This is a genomic window from Bacillus sp. NTK034, from assembly GCF_017303275.1.
In the GTDB taxonomy this organism is placed as follows: domain Bacteria; phylum Bacillota; class Bacilli; order Bacillales; family Cytobacillaceae; genus Cytobacillus.
In genome coordinates this window covers 1-16,935 of the sequence record NZ_JAFKOJ010000002.1, presented here as the reverse complement: position 1 = coordinate 16,935, position 16,935 = coordinate 1, and the positions used below count along the sequence as shown (strand labels likewise).

At 39.1% G+C, this 16,935-nt stretch carries 18 protein-coding genes, 1 rRNA gene and 1 riboswitch; of the genes, 17 read left to right on the top strand and 2 right to left on the bottom strand.

Going from position 1 to position 16,935, the window contains the following annotated elements; translation table 11 throughout:
* Nucleotides 1–91 precede the first annotated feature (91 nt).
* The 13 genes from JI665_RS06160 (at nucleotide 92) to JI665_RS06100 (ending at nucleotide 13,187) form a co-directional block, all read left to right on the top strand.
* The gene (locus tag JI665_RS06160) at nucleotides 92–946 is read left to right on the top strand and encodes a Ku protein (protein WP_206837778.1); all 855 of its coding nucleotides are present in this window, start codon (nucleotides 92–94) and stop codon (nucleotides 944–946) included.
* Between the two features lie 143 nt (nucleotides 947–1,089).
* Complete coding sequence (locus tag JI665_RS06155; RefSeq protein ID WP_206837775.1) at nucleotides 1,090–1,749, top strand: phosphatase PAP2 family protein; 660 nt, start codon at nucleotides 1,090–1,092, stop codon at nucleotides 1,747–1,749.
* Nucleotides 1,750–1,814: 65 nt separating this feature from the next.
* Nucleotides 1,815–2,360, top strand: a complete 546-nt coding sequence (locus JI665_RS06150; protein WP_211202475.1) for a glycerol-3-phosphate responsive antiterminator — start codon at nucleotides 1,815–1,817, stop codon at nucleotides 2,358–2,360.
* 173 nt (nucleotides 2,361–2,533) lie between these two features.
* Nucleotides 2,534–3,358, top strand: coding sequence for an MIP/aquaporin family protein (locus JI665_RS06145; RefSeq protein WP_206837770.1), 825 nt, complete (start codon nucleotides 2,534–2,536; stop codon nucleotides 3,356–3,358).
* A 35-nt stretch (nucleotides 3,359–3,393) separates the two neighbouring features.
* Nucleotides 3,394–4,884 carry a glycerol kinase GlpK gene (glpK, locus tag JI665_RS06140; protein WP_206837767.1) on the top strand — a complete coding sequence of 497 codons (1,491 nt, stop codon included), beginning with the start codon at nucleotides 3,394–3,396 and terminating at the stop codon, nucleotides 4,882–4,884.
* A 193-nt stretch (nucleotides 4,885–5,077) separates the two neighbouring features.
* Complete coding sequence (locus JI665_RS06135) at nucleotides 5,078–6,742, top strand: glycerol-3-phosphate dehydrogenase/oxidase (protein WP_206837764.1); 1,665 nt, start codon at nucleotides 5,078–5,080, stop codon at nucleotides 6,740–6,742.
* A gap of 102 nt (nucleotides 6,743–6,844) precedes the next feature.
* Entirely contained in the window at nucleotides 6,845–7,804 is a 960-nt protein-coding gene (locus JI665_RS06130; protein ID WP_206837761.1) for a nucleoside hydrolase, read from the top strand.
* Nucleotides 7,805–7,980: 176 nt separating this feature from the next.
* On the top strand, nucleotides 7,981–8,469 hold the full coding sequence (locus tag JI665_RS06125) for a hypothetical protein (RefSeq protein ID WP_206837758.1): 489 nt from the start codon (nucleotides 7,981–7,983) through the stop codon (nucleotides 8,467–8,469).
* A 572-nt stretch (nucleotides 8,470–9,041) separates the two neighbouring features.
* Nucleotides 9,042–9,124, top strand: a riboswitch (ZMP/ZTP riboswitch).
* Nucleotides 9,125–9,207: 83 nt separating this feature from the next.
* Nucleotides 9,208–10,086 carry a bifunctional 5,10-methylenetetrahydrofolate dehydrogenase/5,10-methenyltetrahydrofolate cyclohydrolase gene (locus tag JI665_RS06120; RefSeq protein ID WP_206837755.1) on the top strand — a complete coding sequence of 293 codons (879 nt, stop codon included), beginning with the start codon at nucleotides 9,208–9,210 and terminating at the stop codon, nucleotides 10,084–10,086.
* Nucleotides 10,087–10,299: 213 nt separating this feature from the next.
* Nucleotides 10,300–10,500, top strand: coding sequence for a cold-shock protein (locus tag JI665_RS06115; protein ID WP_009332508.1), 201 nt, complete (start codon nucleotides 10,300–10,302; stop codon nucleotides 10,498–10,500).
* Nucleotides 10,501–10,798: 298 nt separating this feature from the next.
* The gene (locus tag JI665_RS06110; protein ID WP_206837752.1) at nucleotides 10,799–12,250 is read left to right on the top strand and encodes a DEAD/DEAH box helicase; all 1,452 of its coding nucleotides are present in this window, start codon (nucleotides 10,799–10,801) and stop codon (nucleotides 12,248–12,250) included.
* 151 nt (nucleotides 12,251–12,401) lie between these two features.
* Nucleotides 12,402–12,602: a cold-shock protein gene (locus tag JI665_RS06105; protein ID WP_009332506.1), complete on the top strand. Its 201-nt coding sequence runs from the start codon at nucleotides 12,402–12,404 to the stop codon at nucleotides 12,600–12,602.
* 78 nt (nucleotides 12,603–12,680) lie between these two features.
* A complete protein-coding gene (locus JI665_RS06100; RefSeq protein ID WP_206837749.1) occupies nucleotides 12,681–13,187 on the top strand; it encodes a metallophosphoesterase family protein in 507 nt (168 codons plus the stop codon).
* Nucleotides 13,188–13,194: 7 nt separating this feature from the next.
* Here the strand turns inward: JI665_RS06100 and JI665_RS06095 are convergent, their stop codons facing one another.
* The gene (locus tag JI665_RS06095) at nucleotides 13,195–14,040 is read right to left on the bottom strand and encodes a GNAT family N-acetyltransferase (RefSeq protein ID WP_206837745.1); all 846 of its coding nucleotides are present in this window, start codon (nucleotides 14,038–14,040) and stop codon (nucleotides 13,195–13,197) included.
* 157 nt (nucleotides 14,041–14,197) lie between these two features.
* On the opposite strand from JI665_RS06095, the gene JI665_RS06090 reads away from it, so the two are divergent.
* Nucleotides 14,198–14,596, top strand: coding sequence for a cytosolic protein (locus JI665_RS06090; RefSeq protein WP_206837741.1), 399 nt, complete (start codon nucleotides 14,198–14,200; stop codon nucleotides 14,594–14,596).
* Nucleotides 14,597–14,624: 28 nt separating this feature from the next.
* Here the strand turns inward: JI665_RS06090 and JI665_RS06085 are convergent, their stop codons facing one another.
* Complete coding sequence (locus JI665_RS06085; protein ID WP_244671116.1) at nucleotides 14,625–14,954, bottom strand: DUF6509 family protein; 330 nt, start codon at nucleotides 14,952–14,954, stop codon at nucleotides 14,625–14,627.
* A gap of 239 nt (nucleotides 14,955–15,193) precedes the next feature.
* Here JI665_RS06085 and JI665_RS06080 point away from each other — a divergent pair, with 239 nt between their 5' ends.
* From JI665_RS06080 to JI665_RS06070, 3 genes are all read left to right on the top strand, one after another.
* Complete coding sequence (locus JI665_RS06080) at nucleotides 15,194–15,403, top strand: cold-shock protein (RefSeq protein WP_206837737.1); 210 nt, start codon at nucleotides 15,194–15,196, stop codon at nucleotides 15,401–15,403.
* 307 nt (nucleotides 15,404–15,710) lie between these two features.
* Nucleotides 15,711–16,538, top strand: a complete 828-nt coding sequence (locus JI665_RS06075; RefSeq protein ID WP_206837734.1) for a hypothetical protein — start codon at nucleotides 15,711–15,713, stop codon at nucleotides 16,536–16,538.
* 318 nt (nucleotides 16,539–16,856) lie between these two features.
* A 16S ribosomal RNA gene (locus JI665_RS06070) occupies nucleotides 16,857–16,935 on the top strand; the annotation flags it as partial.

The window sequence follows — 16,935 nt, the reverse complement described above, 5'->3', positions numbered from 1 at the left end:
ACTACTCAGTTTCCAAATGTTTTAGCGTATCTCCGATTTAGTTAATACACAAATTATGATTACTACATCTAATAGGAATGGGAGTTTGACTATGCATACAATGTGGAAAGGGAGCATCAGTTTTGGGCTGGTGAATATTCCAATTAAGCTGCACTCGGCTACAGAAGATAAGGATATAAAACTGCGGAACCTTCATAAAGAATGTCATTCGCCAATTAAATATGAGAAGACATGTCCTGTTTGTGAAGTAGAAATTAAAAATGAGGATATTGTAAAAGCTTATGAATACACAAAAGGAAAATTTGTGGTTTTAGAGGATGAGGATTTAGAAAAGCTTAAACAGGAAAATGAGGATAAAGCTGTCGAGATTATGGACTTTGTAAAAATACAGGAGATTGATCCGATTTATTATAACCGTACTTATTATATGTCTCCAGGGGACGGAGGAGGGAAAGCCTATTCCCTTTTAAGAAAAGCTCTTGAGACGTCAGAAAAGGTAGGTTTGGCCAAAATCATTATTCGATCCAAAGAACAGCTGGCTGTGGTCCGGGTATATGAAAACACTCTTGTGATGGAGACGATTCATTACCCCGATGAAGTACGAAAGGCTGCGGATGTGCCAAATGTACCTGCAGAAGACAAAGTGACTGATAAGGAAATCGATACTGCCATCATGCTGATTGATCAATTAACCACTGAATTTAAGCCCGAGAAATATAATGATGACTACCGGACAGCTCTTTTGGAGCTAATCGAAGCAAAACGTACTGGCAAAGATATAGTCACACCTGTTGAAAAAGAACCTGCAGCCAATGTAACCGACCTTATGGCTGCCCTGCAGGCATCCATTGATAAAACTAAGCCTGCTGAAACAGAAACAAAGAAAAAACCGGCAGCTAAAAAGAAACGTGCTCCTGCAAAAACAAAAGCAAAAAAGCAGGCTTAATAGAAAAAACCGAATTTGCTGGTGCAAACTCGGTTTTTTACTGATAAACTATTCATTTTTAAAGAAAAGCTGAAGAAAATCTCAAAAAATGTTCCGTTTACCAAAGTTAGTGGTAATCCTATAAATAAAAAGGATTTGGATAAATGAACAGGAAGAATATAACATTTAAAAATATCATCTACTTAGCGTTGGCAGCTGCGATTTTTGGGGGGTTTTTGCTGCTTTTTATTGAAATAGTGGACGAATTGAAGGAAAATGAGCTAATTCGATTTGATGATGCTGTCATTCAGTATGTACAGGCATTTATTTCTCCCCGGCTTACAGAGTATATGAGTGTGATTACTTTTTTAGGGTCGGTAAAATGGCTGGCTTTTTCTGTACTTTTGGCAGCTGTACTTTTGTTTTTGTTTAAAAAGACTTCACTTGCATGGTTCATGGTTCTTTCATCTGGTCTTGGAGCACTTTTTAACCTGCTGCTGAAATGGATTTTCAAAAGAGAACGACCGGATATCAGACCTCTGATCGAGGAGCAGGGGTTCAGTTTTCCGAGCGGACATTCAATGGGGTCTTTTATTTTTTATGGGTCGCTGGCCTATATGATCATTCATTTGGCAAAAAGAAAACGATGGAAGACTGCATGGTCCCTGATGCTTGGCTGCTTTATCATCATGATTGGATTAAGCCGCATCTATTTAGGCGTACACTTTCCTAGTGATGTTATTGCCGGTTTTGCAGCCGGAGGTGCCTGGCTGACAATAATGATAATTGGATTCCGCTATTATGAGTACCGCAAAAATGTATAATGGGTATTGAGAAATGCTCACATTCTTTATAACATAGGGAAATAACAGAAACAGGAGTGGAAAGAATGAATCAAAAAATTTTGCCGGCATCTTCTAACATGAAAGAATTTGAAAAGTTCCTGGAAAGTCCCTATGAAATTGGTGTATTTCTCGATATGCACATTTCGCAGCTGAAGAATGTTTCGCAGATGGCAAAAGCACATAGCAAAAAAATGATTTATCATGTTGATCTGATTCATGGCTTGAAAAGCGATGACTATGCCGCAGAATATATTTGCCAGGAATTTAAGCCTTACGGGCTAATTTCTACGAAATCCAGCGTCATCCTGAAAGCAAAGCAAAAAGGTGTGATCGCAGTCCAGAGGATTTTCCTCATCGATTCGCACGCACTTGAAAAAAGTTATAAATTAATCGAGAAAACCAGGCCGGACTACATAGAAGTGTTGCCGGGTGCCATGCCATGGATGATAAAAGAAGTGAATGAACGTTTGAATACCCCCATATTTGCTGGAGGACTCATCCGCTCAGAAGAAGAAGTGAAGAATGCGCTTGATGCAGGAGCAGCTGCCATTACAACATCAAAAATAGAAATATGGGAAAGGTTTTCATAAAAATGTTCAAGAAACGTTTGACAACGTTTTCATAGACTTGTATACTCGGTTTAACAAGTTAATTTATGTGTCGGAGATTAGGAGATTCACACAGTTTTGCCTTTGAAGGCTTAATCTGTCGTGAATCTCCTTTTTTGTTTCCGAACATCCAAATGGGAAAGGGGATTTTTCAGATGTCTGCTTATATGGGAGAAATAATTGGAACCATGATCTTGATTATTTTTGGAGGAGGCGTTGTTGCAGGGGCGAATTTAAAAAAGACCTTCTCTTTTAATGGAGGATGGATTGTTATCACAATTGCCTGGGGACTTGCTGTAACGATGGGGGTTTTTGCTGTAGGATCGATTAGCGGGGCACACTTGAATCCTGCTGTAACGATCGGATTTGCGCTTAGCGGGGATTTCCCTTGGGCAGACGTGCCTGGCTATATTCTGGCTCAAGTCCTGGGAGGTTTTTTGGGAGGGGTTATTGTATTCTTTCACTATCTGCCTCACTGGAAAGAAACAGAAGACCAGGGTGCAAAGCTTGCTGTTTTCTCAACAAGTCCTGCAATTTCCCATACATTTTCAAATTTATTGAGTGAAATAATTGGGACGTTTATTCTTGTACTGGGATTGATGTTTATTGGAGCAAATCAATTTACAGAAGGCTTAAATCCGATTGCTGTAGGACTTCTGATTGTTGTAATCGGAATGTCGCTCGGAGGGACAACTGGCTATGCGATTAATCCGGCTCGAGACCTGGGACCGCGCATTGCACATTTTCTTCTTCCCATTGCAGGAAAAGGGAAATCGAACTGGGGGTATGCATGGATACCGGTAGCGGGTCCCATCCTAGGGGGATTAATGGGCTCTAGCTTCTACCAAGTGATGTTCGATGGCAAAGCTTCAGGTATGTTATGGGCAGTGCTGGGTGTTAATATAATAGTATTAATTCTTTCATATATTTTTGGCAAAAAACATCCAGGAGAAGTTGATTCTTCTAAAGTGGCTGCATAAATAAGAATAATGAACAAGATTGGGAGGAGTTAATTGTGGAAAAATATATTTTATCATTAGACCAGGGGACTACTAGTTCGCGTGCTATCCTATTTAATAAAAAAGGGGAAATTGTGCACACAGCACAAAAAGAGTTCACACAGCATTTTCCAAAGCCTGGCTGGGTTGAACATAATGCTAATGAAATATGGGGTTCAATTTTATCGGTGATTGCAGGTGTTTTTTCGGAATCCGGCATAAAACCTGAGCAAATTGCCGGCATTGGCATTACAAATCAGAGGGAAACAACAGTTGTTTGGGATAAAGAAACGGGAGCCCCAATTTATAATGCGATTGTCTGGCAGTCAAGGCAGACAAGCGAAATTTGCGATGAATTGAAGGAAAAAGGCTATAACGATCTATTCAGAGAAAGAACCGGTTTATTAATAGATGCATACTTCTCAGGAACAAAAGTTAAGTGGATACTGGATCATGTGGAAGGGGCAAGGGAAAAAGCTGAACAGGGCAAATTATTATTTGGAACCATCGATACATGGCTAATCTGGAAGCTGTCTGGAGGAAAAGCACATGTGACCGATTACTCGAATGCTTCCCGCACACTAATGTTTAATATTCACGAACTTAAATGGGATGAAGAACTGCTTAACATTCTTGGAGTTCCTGAAACGATGCTGCCTGAAGTGAAGCCATCTTCAGAAGTGTATGCTAAGACTATTGACTATCACTTTTTCGGGAAGGAAATTCCCATCGCCGGAGCAGCGGGTGATCAGCAGGCTGCGCTATTTGGACAAGCATGCTTTGAGAAAGGAATGGCTAAGAACACTTACGGTACCGGCTGTTTCATGCTTATGAATACAGGGGAAAAAGCCGTCCAATCTGAACATGGACTTCTAACCACCATTGCCTGGGGGCTTGAGGGGAAAATTGAATATGCATTGGAGGGCAGCATTTTTGTTGCGGGCTCTTCCATTCAATGGCTCCGTGATGGAATGAGGATGCTCAAGGATGCAAAGGACAGCGAAAGCTATGCAAAAAGAGTGGACTCGACAGATGGAGTTTATGTAGTTCCGGCATTTGTAGGTCTAGGGACACCATATTGGGACAGTGATGTAAGGGGAGCAGTATTCGGAGTCACCAGGGGAACGTCCAAAGAGCATTTTATCCGTGCGACACTCGAGTCACTTGCTTATCAGACAAAAGATGTTTTATCTGCCATGGAAGCGGACTCAGGCATTGAACTTAAGACGCTTAGGGTTGACGGGGGTGCCGTGAAAAATAACTTCTTGATGGAGTTCCAGTCAGATATTTTAGAGGTGCCGGTTGAAAGACCGACAATCAATGAAACTACTGCGCTGGGGGCAGCTTACCTTGCTGGATTGGCCGTCGGGTTCTGGAAATCACAGGAGGAAATTGCTGAGCAGTGGGCAATTGATCAATCATATCATCCATCAATGGAAGAAAAAGTCCGTGAAGAACTTTATAAAGGCTGGAAAAAAGCTGTAAAGGCTGCAATAGCATTTAAATAATCAGAAGCAGATTTTATACACAAATCATATCTTTTATGTTATAATAAGCTTAAGTTAATAGTTCGGCAGGAGATGCGGAGAGACCACAAAATCATTATCGGGTATTCGATAATGTATTTTGTGGTCTCTTTTTTATTCCCTGCTTAAAAGGGTAGTTACAACTACTGGCCTTTTCGACAAGGAGGAGACAGCAATGACATTTTCTAATTTAAATCGTACTGAAATGATAGAAACACTGACAACGGAAGAATTTGATATTCTGATTATTGGCGGCGGCATAACGGGAGCGGGAATTGCCCTGGATGCGGCAACACGGGGAATGAAAACAGCACTCGTCGAGATGCAGGATTTTGCTGCCGGAACTTCCAGCCGTTCAACAAAACTGGTTCACGGCGGATTAAGATATCTTAAACAATTTGAAGTTAAAATGGTAGCGGAAGTCGGCAAGGAGCGGGCAATCGTATATGAAAATGGACCACATGTGACTACACCGGAGTGGATGCTGCTGCCAATGCATAAAGGAGGCACGTTTGGGAAATTCTCGACTTCTATCGGACTTAGAGTTTATGACTTTCTTGCAGGAGTCAGAAAGTCTGAACGCAGAAGTATGCTTAATGCCCGGGAAACACTATCAAAAGAACCGCTTGTAAAAAAAGATGGACTGAAAGGCGGCGGTTATTATGTGGAATACCGCACAGATGATGCTCGTCTTACGGTTGAGGTAATGAAAGCTGCAGCAGAAAAAGGCGCTATGCCTGTTAACTATTTGAAGGTCGAAAAACTTTTATATGATGATCAAGGAAAAGTGTGCGGAGCTGCAGCTGCAGATCAGCTGACAGGCAAGGTTCATGAAGTTAGAGCAAAAAAAGTCATCAACGCAGCAGGTCCCTGGGTTGATTCCATCCGCGAGAAAGACGGATCAAAGAAAGGAAAGACCCTGCGTTTGACTAAAGGGGTTCATTTAGTAATAGACCAATCTAAGTTTCCGTTAAAGCAGGCTGTGTACTTTGATACTCCTGACAAAAGGATGGTATTTGCCATTCCGAGAGATGGAAAGACCTACGTGGGAACAACAGATACCTTCTATAATTCTAATCCCGTAAATCCAAAGATGACTGCAAGTGACAGAACATACATCATTAACGCCGTTAACTTTATGTTTCCTTCTGTAAAGATAGAGGAGAATGATATTGAATCCAGCTGGGCTGGTGTTCGTCCGCTTATTTGGGAAGAAGGAAAAGATCCTTCCGAAATATCACGCAAAGATGAAATTTGGGAGTCGGATACTGGTTTACTGACAATTGCAGGCGGGAAACTGACAGGGTACAGGAAAATGGCCGAAACCATTGTTGATGTACTTGCTGAAAAGTTCAAACATGAATCAAGTAGAACATTTAGCAGAAGTATTACAAAAACAATGCCCATTTCAGGAGGAAATGTAGGAGGATCATCCAAATTCCAGGAATTTATCGGGTTCCAGACTGAAAAAGGAAGAAGTATCGGTTTATCAGCTGAACAGTCCAGGCACCTTGTTAAAATGTATGGGTCTAACGTTGGTATCATCTTTAATATGATTGAAAAGAAAAGGAATGAAGCTGAGAATTATGGCCTGCCGATTATATTATGGGCTAAGCTGAAATATGCAATTGAACATGAAATGGCTGCCACCCCTGTTGACTTTTTTAACCGCAGAACAGGAGCTCTTCTTTTTGATATTGAAACGGTAAAAAATTATCAAAAGCAAGTAATTTCATATATGGCTGATGCATTTGAATGGGACACAGCTGCAGAAAGTAATTTTGAAAACCAGCTGAACCAGGAACTCAGCTTTGCGGTAAAGCCGGCTGATCAGGATTAAAACTCTCCAATTGGGGAGTTTTCTTTTTTAAGGAGTATTTTCATAAACAAAAGGGACATTCCTTAGGCATAATATAGACTAAATAGCTAGCGGAGGTGGCTTATGTACAATGTTCTCATGTTTGTTGACTCGGGAGTTGATGATTCACTTGCCCTAATGTATGCCCTTCAGCATCCCGAGATTAATCTAGTAGGTGTAGTCAGCGCTTATGGCAACATAACAAAAGAAGAATCCATTAATAATACTGCTTATTTGCTTAATCTTGCAGGCAGAGAGGACATTCCCATTATTGCAGGGGCGAGCGGCCCGTTATCCGGTGAGACCGCTGTCTTTTATCCTGAAATACACGGGGAGGAAGGCCTTGGGCCCATTCAGCCTCCAGAGGACTTCAGCAGCAAAATAAAGGTACATGATATAGATAAAATTATTGAAATTGTAAATGAATACAAAAATGACCTGATGATCGTTGGAGTAGGGAGGCAGACAGATTTGGCATTGCCGCTAATTCTGTATGGAAAGGATGCATATAAAGATGTAAATGCATTTTATTTAATGGGCGGTGCGTTTCTAGTTCCGGGAAATGTAACACCAGAGGCTGAGGCGAATTTTTACGCTGACCCGATTGCGGCGGATTCAGTTCTTGAAAAAGCAAAAAACATTTATATTTTCCCTCTAAATGTAACAAATAAAGCGATTATCCGGCCTGAAACGATCAATTTTATAGCGAATAATACCCAATCACCTTTTAAAGACTTAATCAAACCTGCTTATGATTATTATTACGAGGCTTATCAAAAGCTTGTCCCGGGGATTAAAGGTGCACCTCTTCATGATGTTCTGGTATTAAGTGTTCTCACAAATCCAGATCTTGTCAAGTATGTAAAAAGAAGAGTGAGAATTGAACAGTTTGGAAAGGCCAAGGGAAAAAGCATAGCTGACTTCAGGCCATTGCCCGAAGATGATCCTCCGGAAACACTTGATAATATAGCGATGGAGCTTGACCTGGAACGGTTTGTCATTGATTTTATGGAAGTTTTTCTCACTCAGAAAGTTCAGAAATAGCTTTTGACACAGAGTGTTAAAAGCTTTTTCATTTGGCGTTGAAGGGGAATAGGAAGTTTGCATAGAATGTATTAACGTGGAAAACATTTGAAGTCAGGGAAAGTTTCTTTAGGGAAATTGCAGCAAATCCATTAAGTTTCAGTATACATTAATCAAATCAAATGGAGGCTTCCAAATTGCTAAAAAACAAAAAAATAAACAGGGCTCTTTCAATTCTGGGAATGGTCATAGCCATCGCTGCAGCATATAGTGTACTTGTCTTTTTAAATAAGGGTGAATCCAAGGTGCAAAAAACCTCGGCAAATGCGGAAACATCCGAACAGGATTTAATGTACGATGATTTAGGAGACTTCATTGCCTCCAATCATACTTTTTATAATGAAACACTTGGATGGGGGAGAGACCGTAAAGTCAGCTGGACTAAACAAAGGGAGCAGGCTGACTTAATCGTAAACTCACTAAAGAAAATATCAGCGGAGAATGAGGATTTGCAGACTGATCTGAGCACAATAGCACGGCTGGCAGAAACTGTGCAGTCGGGCACTAAGGAAAAGGATGTTCTAATTAAATTGCACCGATATTTTCATGATCTGGATATTGGTTTTAATGACTATAAAGACACAACCGATTATTTTGATGTAACTGAGTATAAGGGAGAAGGCTGATAAACGAGTGACAAGTTTTTTTCTTGACACCTTACCGTAAATAAGGTAACATAGTGATTGAAGTATTTGAGGTATATTGTTGAAGTCGTTAATTCACTTGGAATGTTCGGCAGCCGAACCTTCTTTTTTGTGAAACTGCGGCTTTTTATTATGTTTTATGCTCTTTAGGATTTTGAAAGAGTAAGCATGTGTTTGTAATTAAGAATAATTTGTGTGGACAGCTTAAAGCTGAATTTTCTTCTTAATCATCTTCTATAAACCAGACACTTCTCCGTATTTTTACTTCAGTAAGTTTCTTACCATTTAATATTAAAATCTCAGAGAGCATCTAAGAGTCGGAAAAGATTCCGGCCAACCTGATTCCCACTGGCGCGGTCTAGGAGCCGCAAGGATGGAAGAGAGGAAGGGCTTTCATTGTTTTAGGTAATAATTAAATAACTCAAATATATCATTTATAAGGACAGTGTTTGCTGTCCTTTTTTATTATTTTGCAAAAAACACGAACGATTTAATAAGTTTCAGTTTAATCATTTGTGTTTTTGTGGTATGATGTATACATAAGAATAGCTTAACAAAATCGCAGTGACTGACGACAATGCGGAATGAACCGCAGGGGAGCTGCGTCTATGTATAGCCGGTCGTCTGGGCAGAGATAAGGGATACCCTTGTCTCTTTTTTCATAACAAAATGGAAAAGCCCGTCAGCCGAATAGGTGCTTTTCCTATAGGAGGAATATGCATGGAAAAAAAGATTATTCTTGATGGAATTGTTGTGGCAAAACATGTGAAAGACCAATTAAGAAATCGAATTGAAGAATTGAAGGGGAAGGATGTCGTCCCTTGTTTGGCCACTATTTTGGTGGGAGATGACCCTTCTTCTGAAACGTATGTAAGGATGAAGGGAAATGCTTGTGAAAAACTTGGCATTTTATCAAAACGTATCCATATGTCAAAGGATACAACAACACATGAACTATTAGAGAAGATTGCAGAATTAAACGATGATCCTTCTGTACATGGAATCCTTCTACAGCATCCCGTCCCTGGACATATAGATGAACGAAAAGCTTTTGAAGCAATTGCTATTGAAAAAGACGTAGACGGTGTTACAAGCCTTGGATATGGACAGACTGCATTCGGATTTGGTGAATATCCGTCTTGTACACCTGCAGCTATTTTGGAAATTATGGATTTTTATAATTTGAAGGCTGAAGGTATGCATGCAGTAGTCGTAGGCAGAAGCCCGATCCTTGGCAAGCCGGTCTCTGCCCTTTTACTCAATCGAAACGCAACAGTCACTACGTGCCATTCATATACCCAAAATCTGCCCCAAATTGTAAAGCAAGCTGATATTGTAGTAGCAGCTGTAGGAAAACCTAACTTCATCAAGGGTGAATGGATTAAAGAAGGAGCTATTGTCCTTGATGCCGGATATAATGAAGGAAATATTGGGGATGCAGAGTATGACAGCTGTTTTGAAAAGGCGTTTGCCATTACCCCCGTACCTGGAGGAGTTGGACCTGTTACGATTTCCATGCTTTTGAAACATACTGTTCATGCTGCGGAAAAATCGCTGAAATACAAGGGAAGCATAAATAGTTCATTTATCCCTAAATAAAAATTGATCTTTAAAAGGATTGACTTATAACTGGGTGTCGTTTATTATTAGGTTAACGCTGTAAAGTTCGTTATATACTTTTTGGATAAGTAGTCGTAGCTGCAAAGAAATGTAGGCGATCGTTCATCCTCATTTCTGGCAGCTGCGACTTTTTTATGTTTAAGTTTATATGGTACATTATAGTGAAAAACAATTTATTGGGAGGCAACACAAATGAACACAGGTAAAGTTAAATGGTTTAATGCAGAAAAAGGTTTCGGATTCATCGAATCTTCAGAAGGTCAAGATGTATTCGTACACTTCTCCGCTATCCAAACTGAAGGTTTCAAAACTTTAGAAGAAGGTCAAGACGTAACTTTCGAAATCGTTGAAGGTAACCGTGGACCTCAAGCTGCTAACGTAACAAAAGCATAATTTGCTTAAAATGAGGTGATGCATGTCTAATCATGCATCACCTTTTTATGTTTGCTTATCCACTTTGTAGCCTTCAGCATTCCTCAAAACAGATCTTCTGCAATAACTGCTTTTAGGAATATGTATTTTTCATTTCACCCAATTAAAATACTTCACTTACAAAAAGTTTAAAAATAGTGCAAACGGAAATGTAAAAAAGAGATACAAACTGGAAAGCCTAGTAAAGTGTCCATGTCTTTATACAAAAACAATCTTTCAGTACCTAATAAGATATGCAATTCAAGGAGGAACTTATATTTTGACAACTTTTTCAGATTTTGGCTTAAGTAATGAAATAGTAAAAGCCCTTTCCAATATGGGCTTCGAGGAACCAACACCAATTCAGGCACAGGCAATTCCAATCGGAATGAAGGGTAAGGACATGATTGGCCAGGCGCAGACTGGAACTGGAAAAACCACTGCTTTCGGTGTGCCGCTGTTAGAGCAGATTGATTTAAACGAAGGTATTCAAGGTCTTGTCCTTGCACCAACACGGGAGCTTGCTGTACAGGTGGCAGAAGAATTAAACCGTATAGGACAGGTAAAGGGAGTCCGGACACTTCCTGTTTACGGTGGTCAGGATATCACCCGCCAAATCCGTGCGCTAAAAAAGCGTCCGCATATTATTGCTGCTACACCGGGAAGATTAATTGATCATATTGAAAGAAAAACAATCCGCTTAAGCAACATCAAGATGGTAGTTCTGGATGAAGCGGATGAAATGCTTAATATGGGATTCATAGAGGACATTGAAAGAATTTTAAGTGAAATTAAAGGTGAGCGCCAAACCCTTCTTTTCTCTGCAACAATGCCAAAAAGAATTCAGTCTCTTGCAGAAAAATTCATGCAGGAACCGGAAATGGTTAAAGTGAAAGCGAAAGAAATGACTGTTAAAAATATTGAACAGTACTATATGGAAGTGCATGAAAAACAAAAATTTGATGTACTTTGCAACCTGCTCGATATTCAGTCACCTGAACTGGCTATTGTGTTTGGGAGGACTAAGAAGCGTGTAGATGAAGTGGTAGAAGGCCTTATCAAGAGAGGCTATTCGGCTGAAGGGATTCATGGTGATATTCCCCAGGCGAAAAGAGATCAGGTTATCCGCCGATTTAAAGAGCAGACAATCGATATAATGGTAGCCACTGACGTAGCTGCAAGGGGTCTGGATATATCAGGCGTATCCCATGTTTATAACTTTGATATTCCGCAGGATCCTGAAAGCTACGTTCACCGGATTGGACGTACTGGACGTGCCGGAAATAAAGGGCTGGCAATTACGTTCGTTTCTCCAAGAGAAATTGACCACCTGAAAATAATTGAAAGTGTTACAAAGAGCAAAATGGCGAAAAAGCCTGTTCCTTCCTTTAAGGATGTTGTTGCAGGCAATCAGCAGGCGACTATTAATAAACTCATGGAAGTCATTGAAAAAGAAGAACATGCTGACTTCAAAAGAGTTGCTGAAAATCTACTTGAAGACACAGATTCTGTCACATTGCTTGCTGCAGCCATTAAATTACTGACTAAGGGCCCTGATGTAACACCGGTTAAACTAACCGCTGTGGAACCGATCCGTGTGAGAAAACCTAAAGGAGACCGCGGAGGAAGAAGATTCAGCGACAGGTCAAGAGGCGGCGGCCGGGATAGAAGAGATTTTAAAGGCGGGCGTGACAGGCGCAGTAAAAACCGCAGCAGCAGCAATAAAGGATAATGCGTACTAATATCGGAGAGAAAATGGATAAATTGATTTTTTTCCGGTACTTTTTGAACATTTTATTATAAAATTTGAGGAATTTACCCATATTAGTAAATGCAGGGTAAAAAATCACTCTGTGAGTTATAGATATTAGGAGGAAATTTACATGGCAACAGGCAAAGTAAAATGGTTTAACTCAGAAAAAGGTTTTGGCTTTATCGAAGTTGAAGGCGGAGAAGATGTATTTGTTCATTACTCTGCGATCCAAACAGAAGGTTTCAAAACCCTTGATGAAGGCCAAGAAGTTAACTTTGACATAGAGCAGGGCCAGCGTGGACCGCAAGCTGTAAATGTAACAAAGTTATAATTGATTGTTAAGAGAGTCCCTTTTAAGGGGCTCTTTTAATTTTGGGGTAAAATAGGGAATAAAAGTAAGTGGAAAGGAATGATAGTGATTAAAACCCTTATCTTGTCTGATACCCACATGCCAAAGAAGTCAAAACAACTGCCTGGTGTTCTGCTGAATGAACTTCTCAGCTGTGATTTAATTATTCATGCTGGGGATTGGCAGAGCGTTGATCTGTATTATGAATTAAAAAAATATGCTCCTGTTGAGGGGGTATATGGTAATACCGACAGTGATGAACTTTGCACCATATTTAAGAAAAGAATACTGCTTGAACTAAAAGGTTATAAAATAGGGGTAGTCCATGGACATGGAGAGGGAAAAACAACTGAAAAAAGAAGTATAGAAGCTTTTGATAAGGAAAATGTTGATGCTATTATATTTGGGCATTCTCATATTCCTGTAAAGAAACTCTATAATGGAGTAATCCTGTTTAATCCCGGGTCTCCCACAGACAAGCGCAGGCAGCCGAACTATTCGTTCGGCATCCTGAAAATTACAAATGAAATGACATTCAATCATGTTTTCTTCGATTCAAAGGAATAAAATGGCTTCAAATCTTGAGTGTGTTAAGATCATATTCATAATAATCTTGTGTGCCGTATGGTTCAAAACCGCATGATTTGTATAATGACAGTGCATGGTCATTTTTTGCAGCTACTTCAAGATGCACCCAGTTAACTCCCTTGCTGTTTTCCAGATTAACAGCATTGGTAAGAGCACCCCTGCCGATTCCTTTTCCCTGAAATGAAGGATCGACAGCAAAGCCGTAAATCCACGCAGCATCTTTTTCTCTTTGAATCCTGATTTTGCCGGCTTTTTCGCTTTTGTATTCAATTATAAAAGTCCTCTCATTTTCGCAATCAAAGATATTGTTATTAAAAGCTTCTGCCTCATCTTTAGGGATTTCAAAGCATGCAGTATCCAGATAATTAATGAAAGAAAGGTCACTGCCTACTGCTTGCCGCAAAGTTACTTCAGGATTTGCTGTTCCGATTTTTGTACTTTTATGGCGTTTCATTTGATACTCGGAGAATGAATAGATGCAGGGAATTGATTTTAAATAACCTTTTGCTGATTGGGAAGAGGCTGGAGCATTAATAAGCAATTTGCGTGCCAGGGCCAATTGTTTTGCTGCCTGATTGAATAAGCTGGAGAAGATGCCCTTTCGTCTATGATTAGGGTGAACCATTCCGCATAATTCGACAGGTCCTCCAAAATTATATAAAGCAAGGTAACCTAATAAATTCCCGCTGTTATCATATTGGAAATAGTCATTTTCATTACCGGCAGGTCTCGACTTCAAGGTATCCCAGTTTAATTTTAAATTAATATTTTCGGTCTCTTCGCATATATGCTGGAGAGAATGGATTTCGAATAATTGTTTTTCTGTCAGCACTCAGGCGGCCTCCTGTATAAAAGAAATGATAAACCAATAATATAAGAAAAAGGATCAAACGAATAGTCCTAAAATTCAATCCATTTGCATTGTAATTGAAATTATGTAAATAAATTTAGCTATATGTTAGGATTGTATGGAAAAAGGGGGAGAATTAATGAAGAAATTCACAGTGATGTTCCATAAGGAAGACAATGTACAGCCGATGGCTGTTCAAAAACTAAATGAAAATGACTTTGAACTATACACGGAAGGCGGCACAAGGCATTTATTTGAATTGAACTCAAATGTTGGATATTTTATATTTTTTGATGCTGTCGATAAGGAAGGTAAGGAGTCTTATCTGGTTCTCCAATATGAAGGAGAATCGGAAGAACCCAGTGCATGCTTTGCTTTTGAATTAAAGGATTTCTATCAATTCACAGCTCTTTATCTGAATGATCTTGACTTTAATGAAGGAAATAATGTGGATAGGGAAGAAGAAGCTTATACACCGATACAGCATTTGGCACATTTAATGTATCACATTATTGAAGAGGGGAAAAAAATTCAGTAATAAAATAAAAGAGCAGGGGGGCCTGCTCTTAATCTTGTGCTTGAGAAAGGTTCTCTCTGCAGAAAGCTGAAACCGTTTTTTCTTCCTCTTCATCTAAAGCGAAATCCAAAATGTTTCCTGAATGACTTTCAATAAAATGATAATTAAGAATCCTCTCATCTTCTCCATTTTTATAATAAAGCACTCTTAACTTAATGTCATTCTCTGAATATAAATCATCGTCTTCATCTACGTCGATATCTAAAAAGTATTCATAGCGGTCACCCGTTAAAATGCCGGTCGGATCCTGTATGTACTCAACCGTATAGCTTGTAATGTTCATGGTCTTCACCCTTTCTTTCGCTGCTGTACATGTCATTATACACTTTTCCCAGATTGGTTTAATAGTATTTATCAATTTTTTGCCATGGTTCTATGGCTGCTGTGTGAGTTTAGAACTTTTTGACAGAACCCTTAAAATATGTTATACTAATTTTAGTTAAAAGAATATAATATTGCCCATAAACACTTGTTATATAGAGCCAGTGGTTCGTCACTTTATATAGCAAGTGATTTTTATTTTGGGTAAGGGTCTTACTCTTTGGGAGGTGCCTGATTATGGCAATGGGATTTGGCAGAAAAAATTTGGAAGAAATCAAGGTTGAAGAAGTAAAGATCTGGGAGTGTACATCTGAGTCTTGCAACTGCTGGGTAAGGGACAATTTCAAAAGCAGCCAGGTACCTATTTGTCCGATTTGCAAAAGTGAAATGAAAGAAACGACTAAAGAATTGCAAGTCGTTAACAATAACAGCATCTTTTCTAAATAATTGTAAGGGCGATGACATCGCCCTTTGTTTTTTGCTGATTTTTTCTATTGCGCTTGTAAGCACATCATCAAAAAAATCCCTTAGCGCATTATCTCATATTCCACTGACTTCTTCTCGGCGTTTACCCCTTTCCCTCGGGCCTGGGCAACATAAAATGACTTTCAAAATCCATACATTTCACCCTATTTAGCTTTATAAGTATTAGAAAGGGGAAACCTTAGTTCAATTGCCCTTCCTTCAAAGGTAAAGTATATGTTTGTCCATGATGAACAAAATAATGGAAACGTGCTAAACTGGATGTGGAAGAATGTCAAATTTGCTTTGGTTTCTTGGATTAGTGCTCATTAGCATTGGCCTCATTTATATAACTTTTATTAAAACTGAATTCCGGTATAATCTTGCGGTTTATTTCTTCGTTATGGGACTTTCTTTTTTAATGGAGTACATCGTTTTAATTTTAGGCGATGCCTATTCCTATTATCCGAAATTATTTTCAATTCAATGGTATGATGATGTTTTTGGTTCCAGTATTTCACAGGCTTTTTTTATTCCGAGTGTATTAATGGCAATAGCTGCTTTTAGAATGCGCTTTAAATGGATAATTTTCATAATCGCCGCTATTTTCGGGATAGAAGAGCTGTTTCTCTGGCTGGGCATCTATGAACATAATTGGTGGAAATCCTGGTTTACCCCGATCATCTTGTTTGCTTCGGTTTTTGTTATTAAATGGTGGAGAAGTAGAGTTGAAGCTCCTACTTTATTTATTCAATTTATAACTGTATATATGGCCAGCACCACAATTTACCAGGGGATATCTTTTGGTTTAACGGCTATCTTGGGAACTCATCAGTATAAGATCGGGTGGTTTGAATCGCCTTATCAGGACCATATAGCTTTTAGTGTTCTTATTTGGATTATCTATGCCCTGTTGCTGACCATCATCATAATAAAGTTTTATCGATTTATATGGATGGTCTTATTATTTTTTGCCGATTTAGCTTTTCATTGCTTTATGGTGAAAATGGACATTTTAAAGATAAGCACTTTTTGGAATCCTCTTTACTTTAGTGTGATACTTATGCTATTGCTGGTATTAATCAGGAAATTAAATAATTATATGTTCTCATCAAACTGAATTTTATACTTTCAACAGGTTATGATGGTCTAAAGAAAACTTAAAAAAATAAAAACAAACTGGAATAAAGTACCACGAATAAAACGTTGACCTGAAACACTGGCGATGCTATTATTTAAGAACAGCTTTCACAACATAACTGAGAGAAAATATTTCTAAAAAGTTATTGACACTGAAGGTTGTAATTGGTATAATATAAAAGTTGCTTAGAAAGATAGCGACTGATATGATTGATCTTTGAAAACTGAACGAACATAAACGTCAACGTTAATTCTTTAGTCTTTTTTGAAAAGACAACTTATGAGCTTAATCAACTCTTATATGGAGAGTTTGATCCTGGCTCAGGACGAACGCTGGCGGCGTGCCTAATACATGCAAGTCGAGCGGACAGATGGGA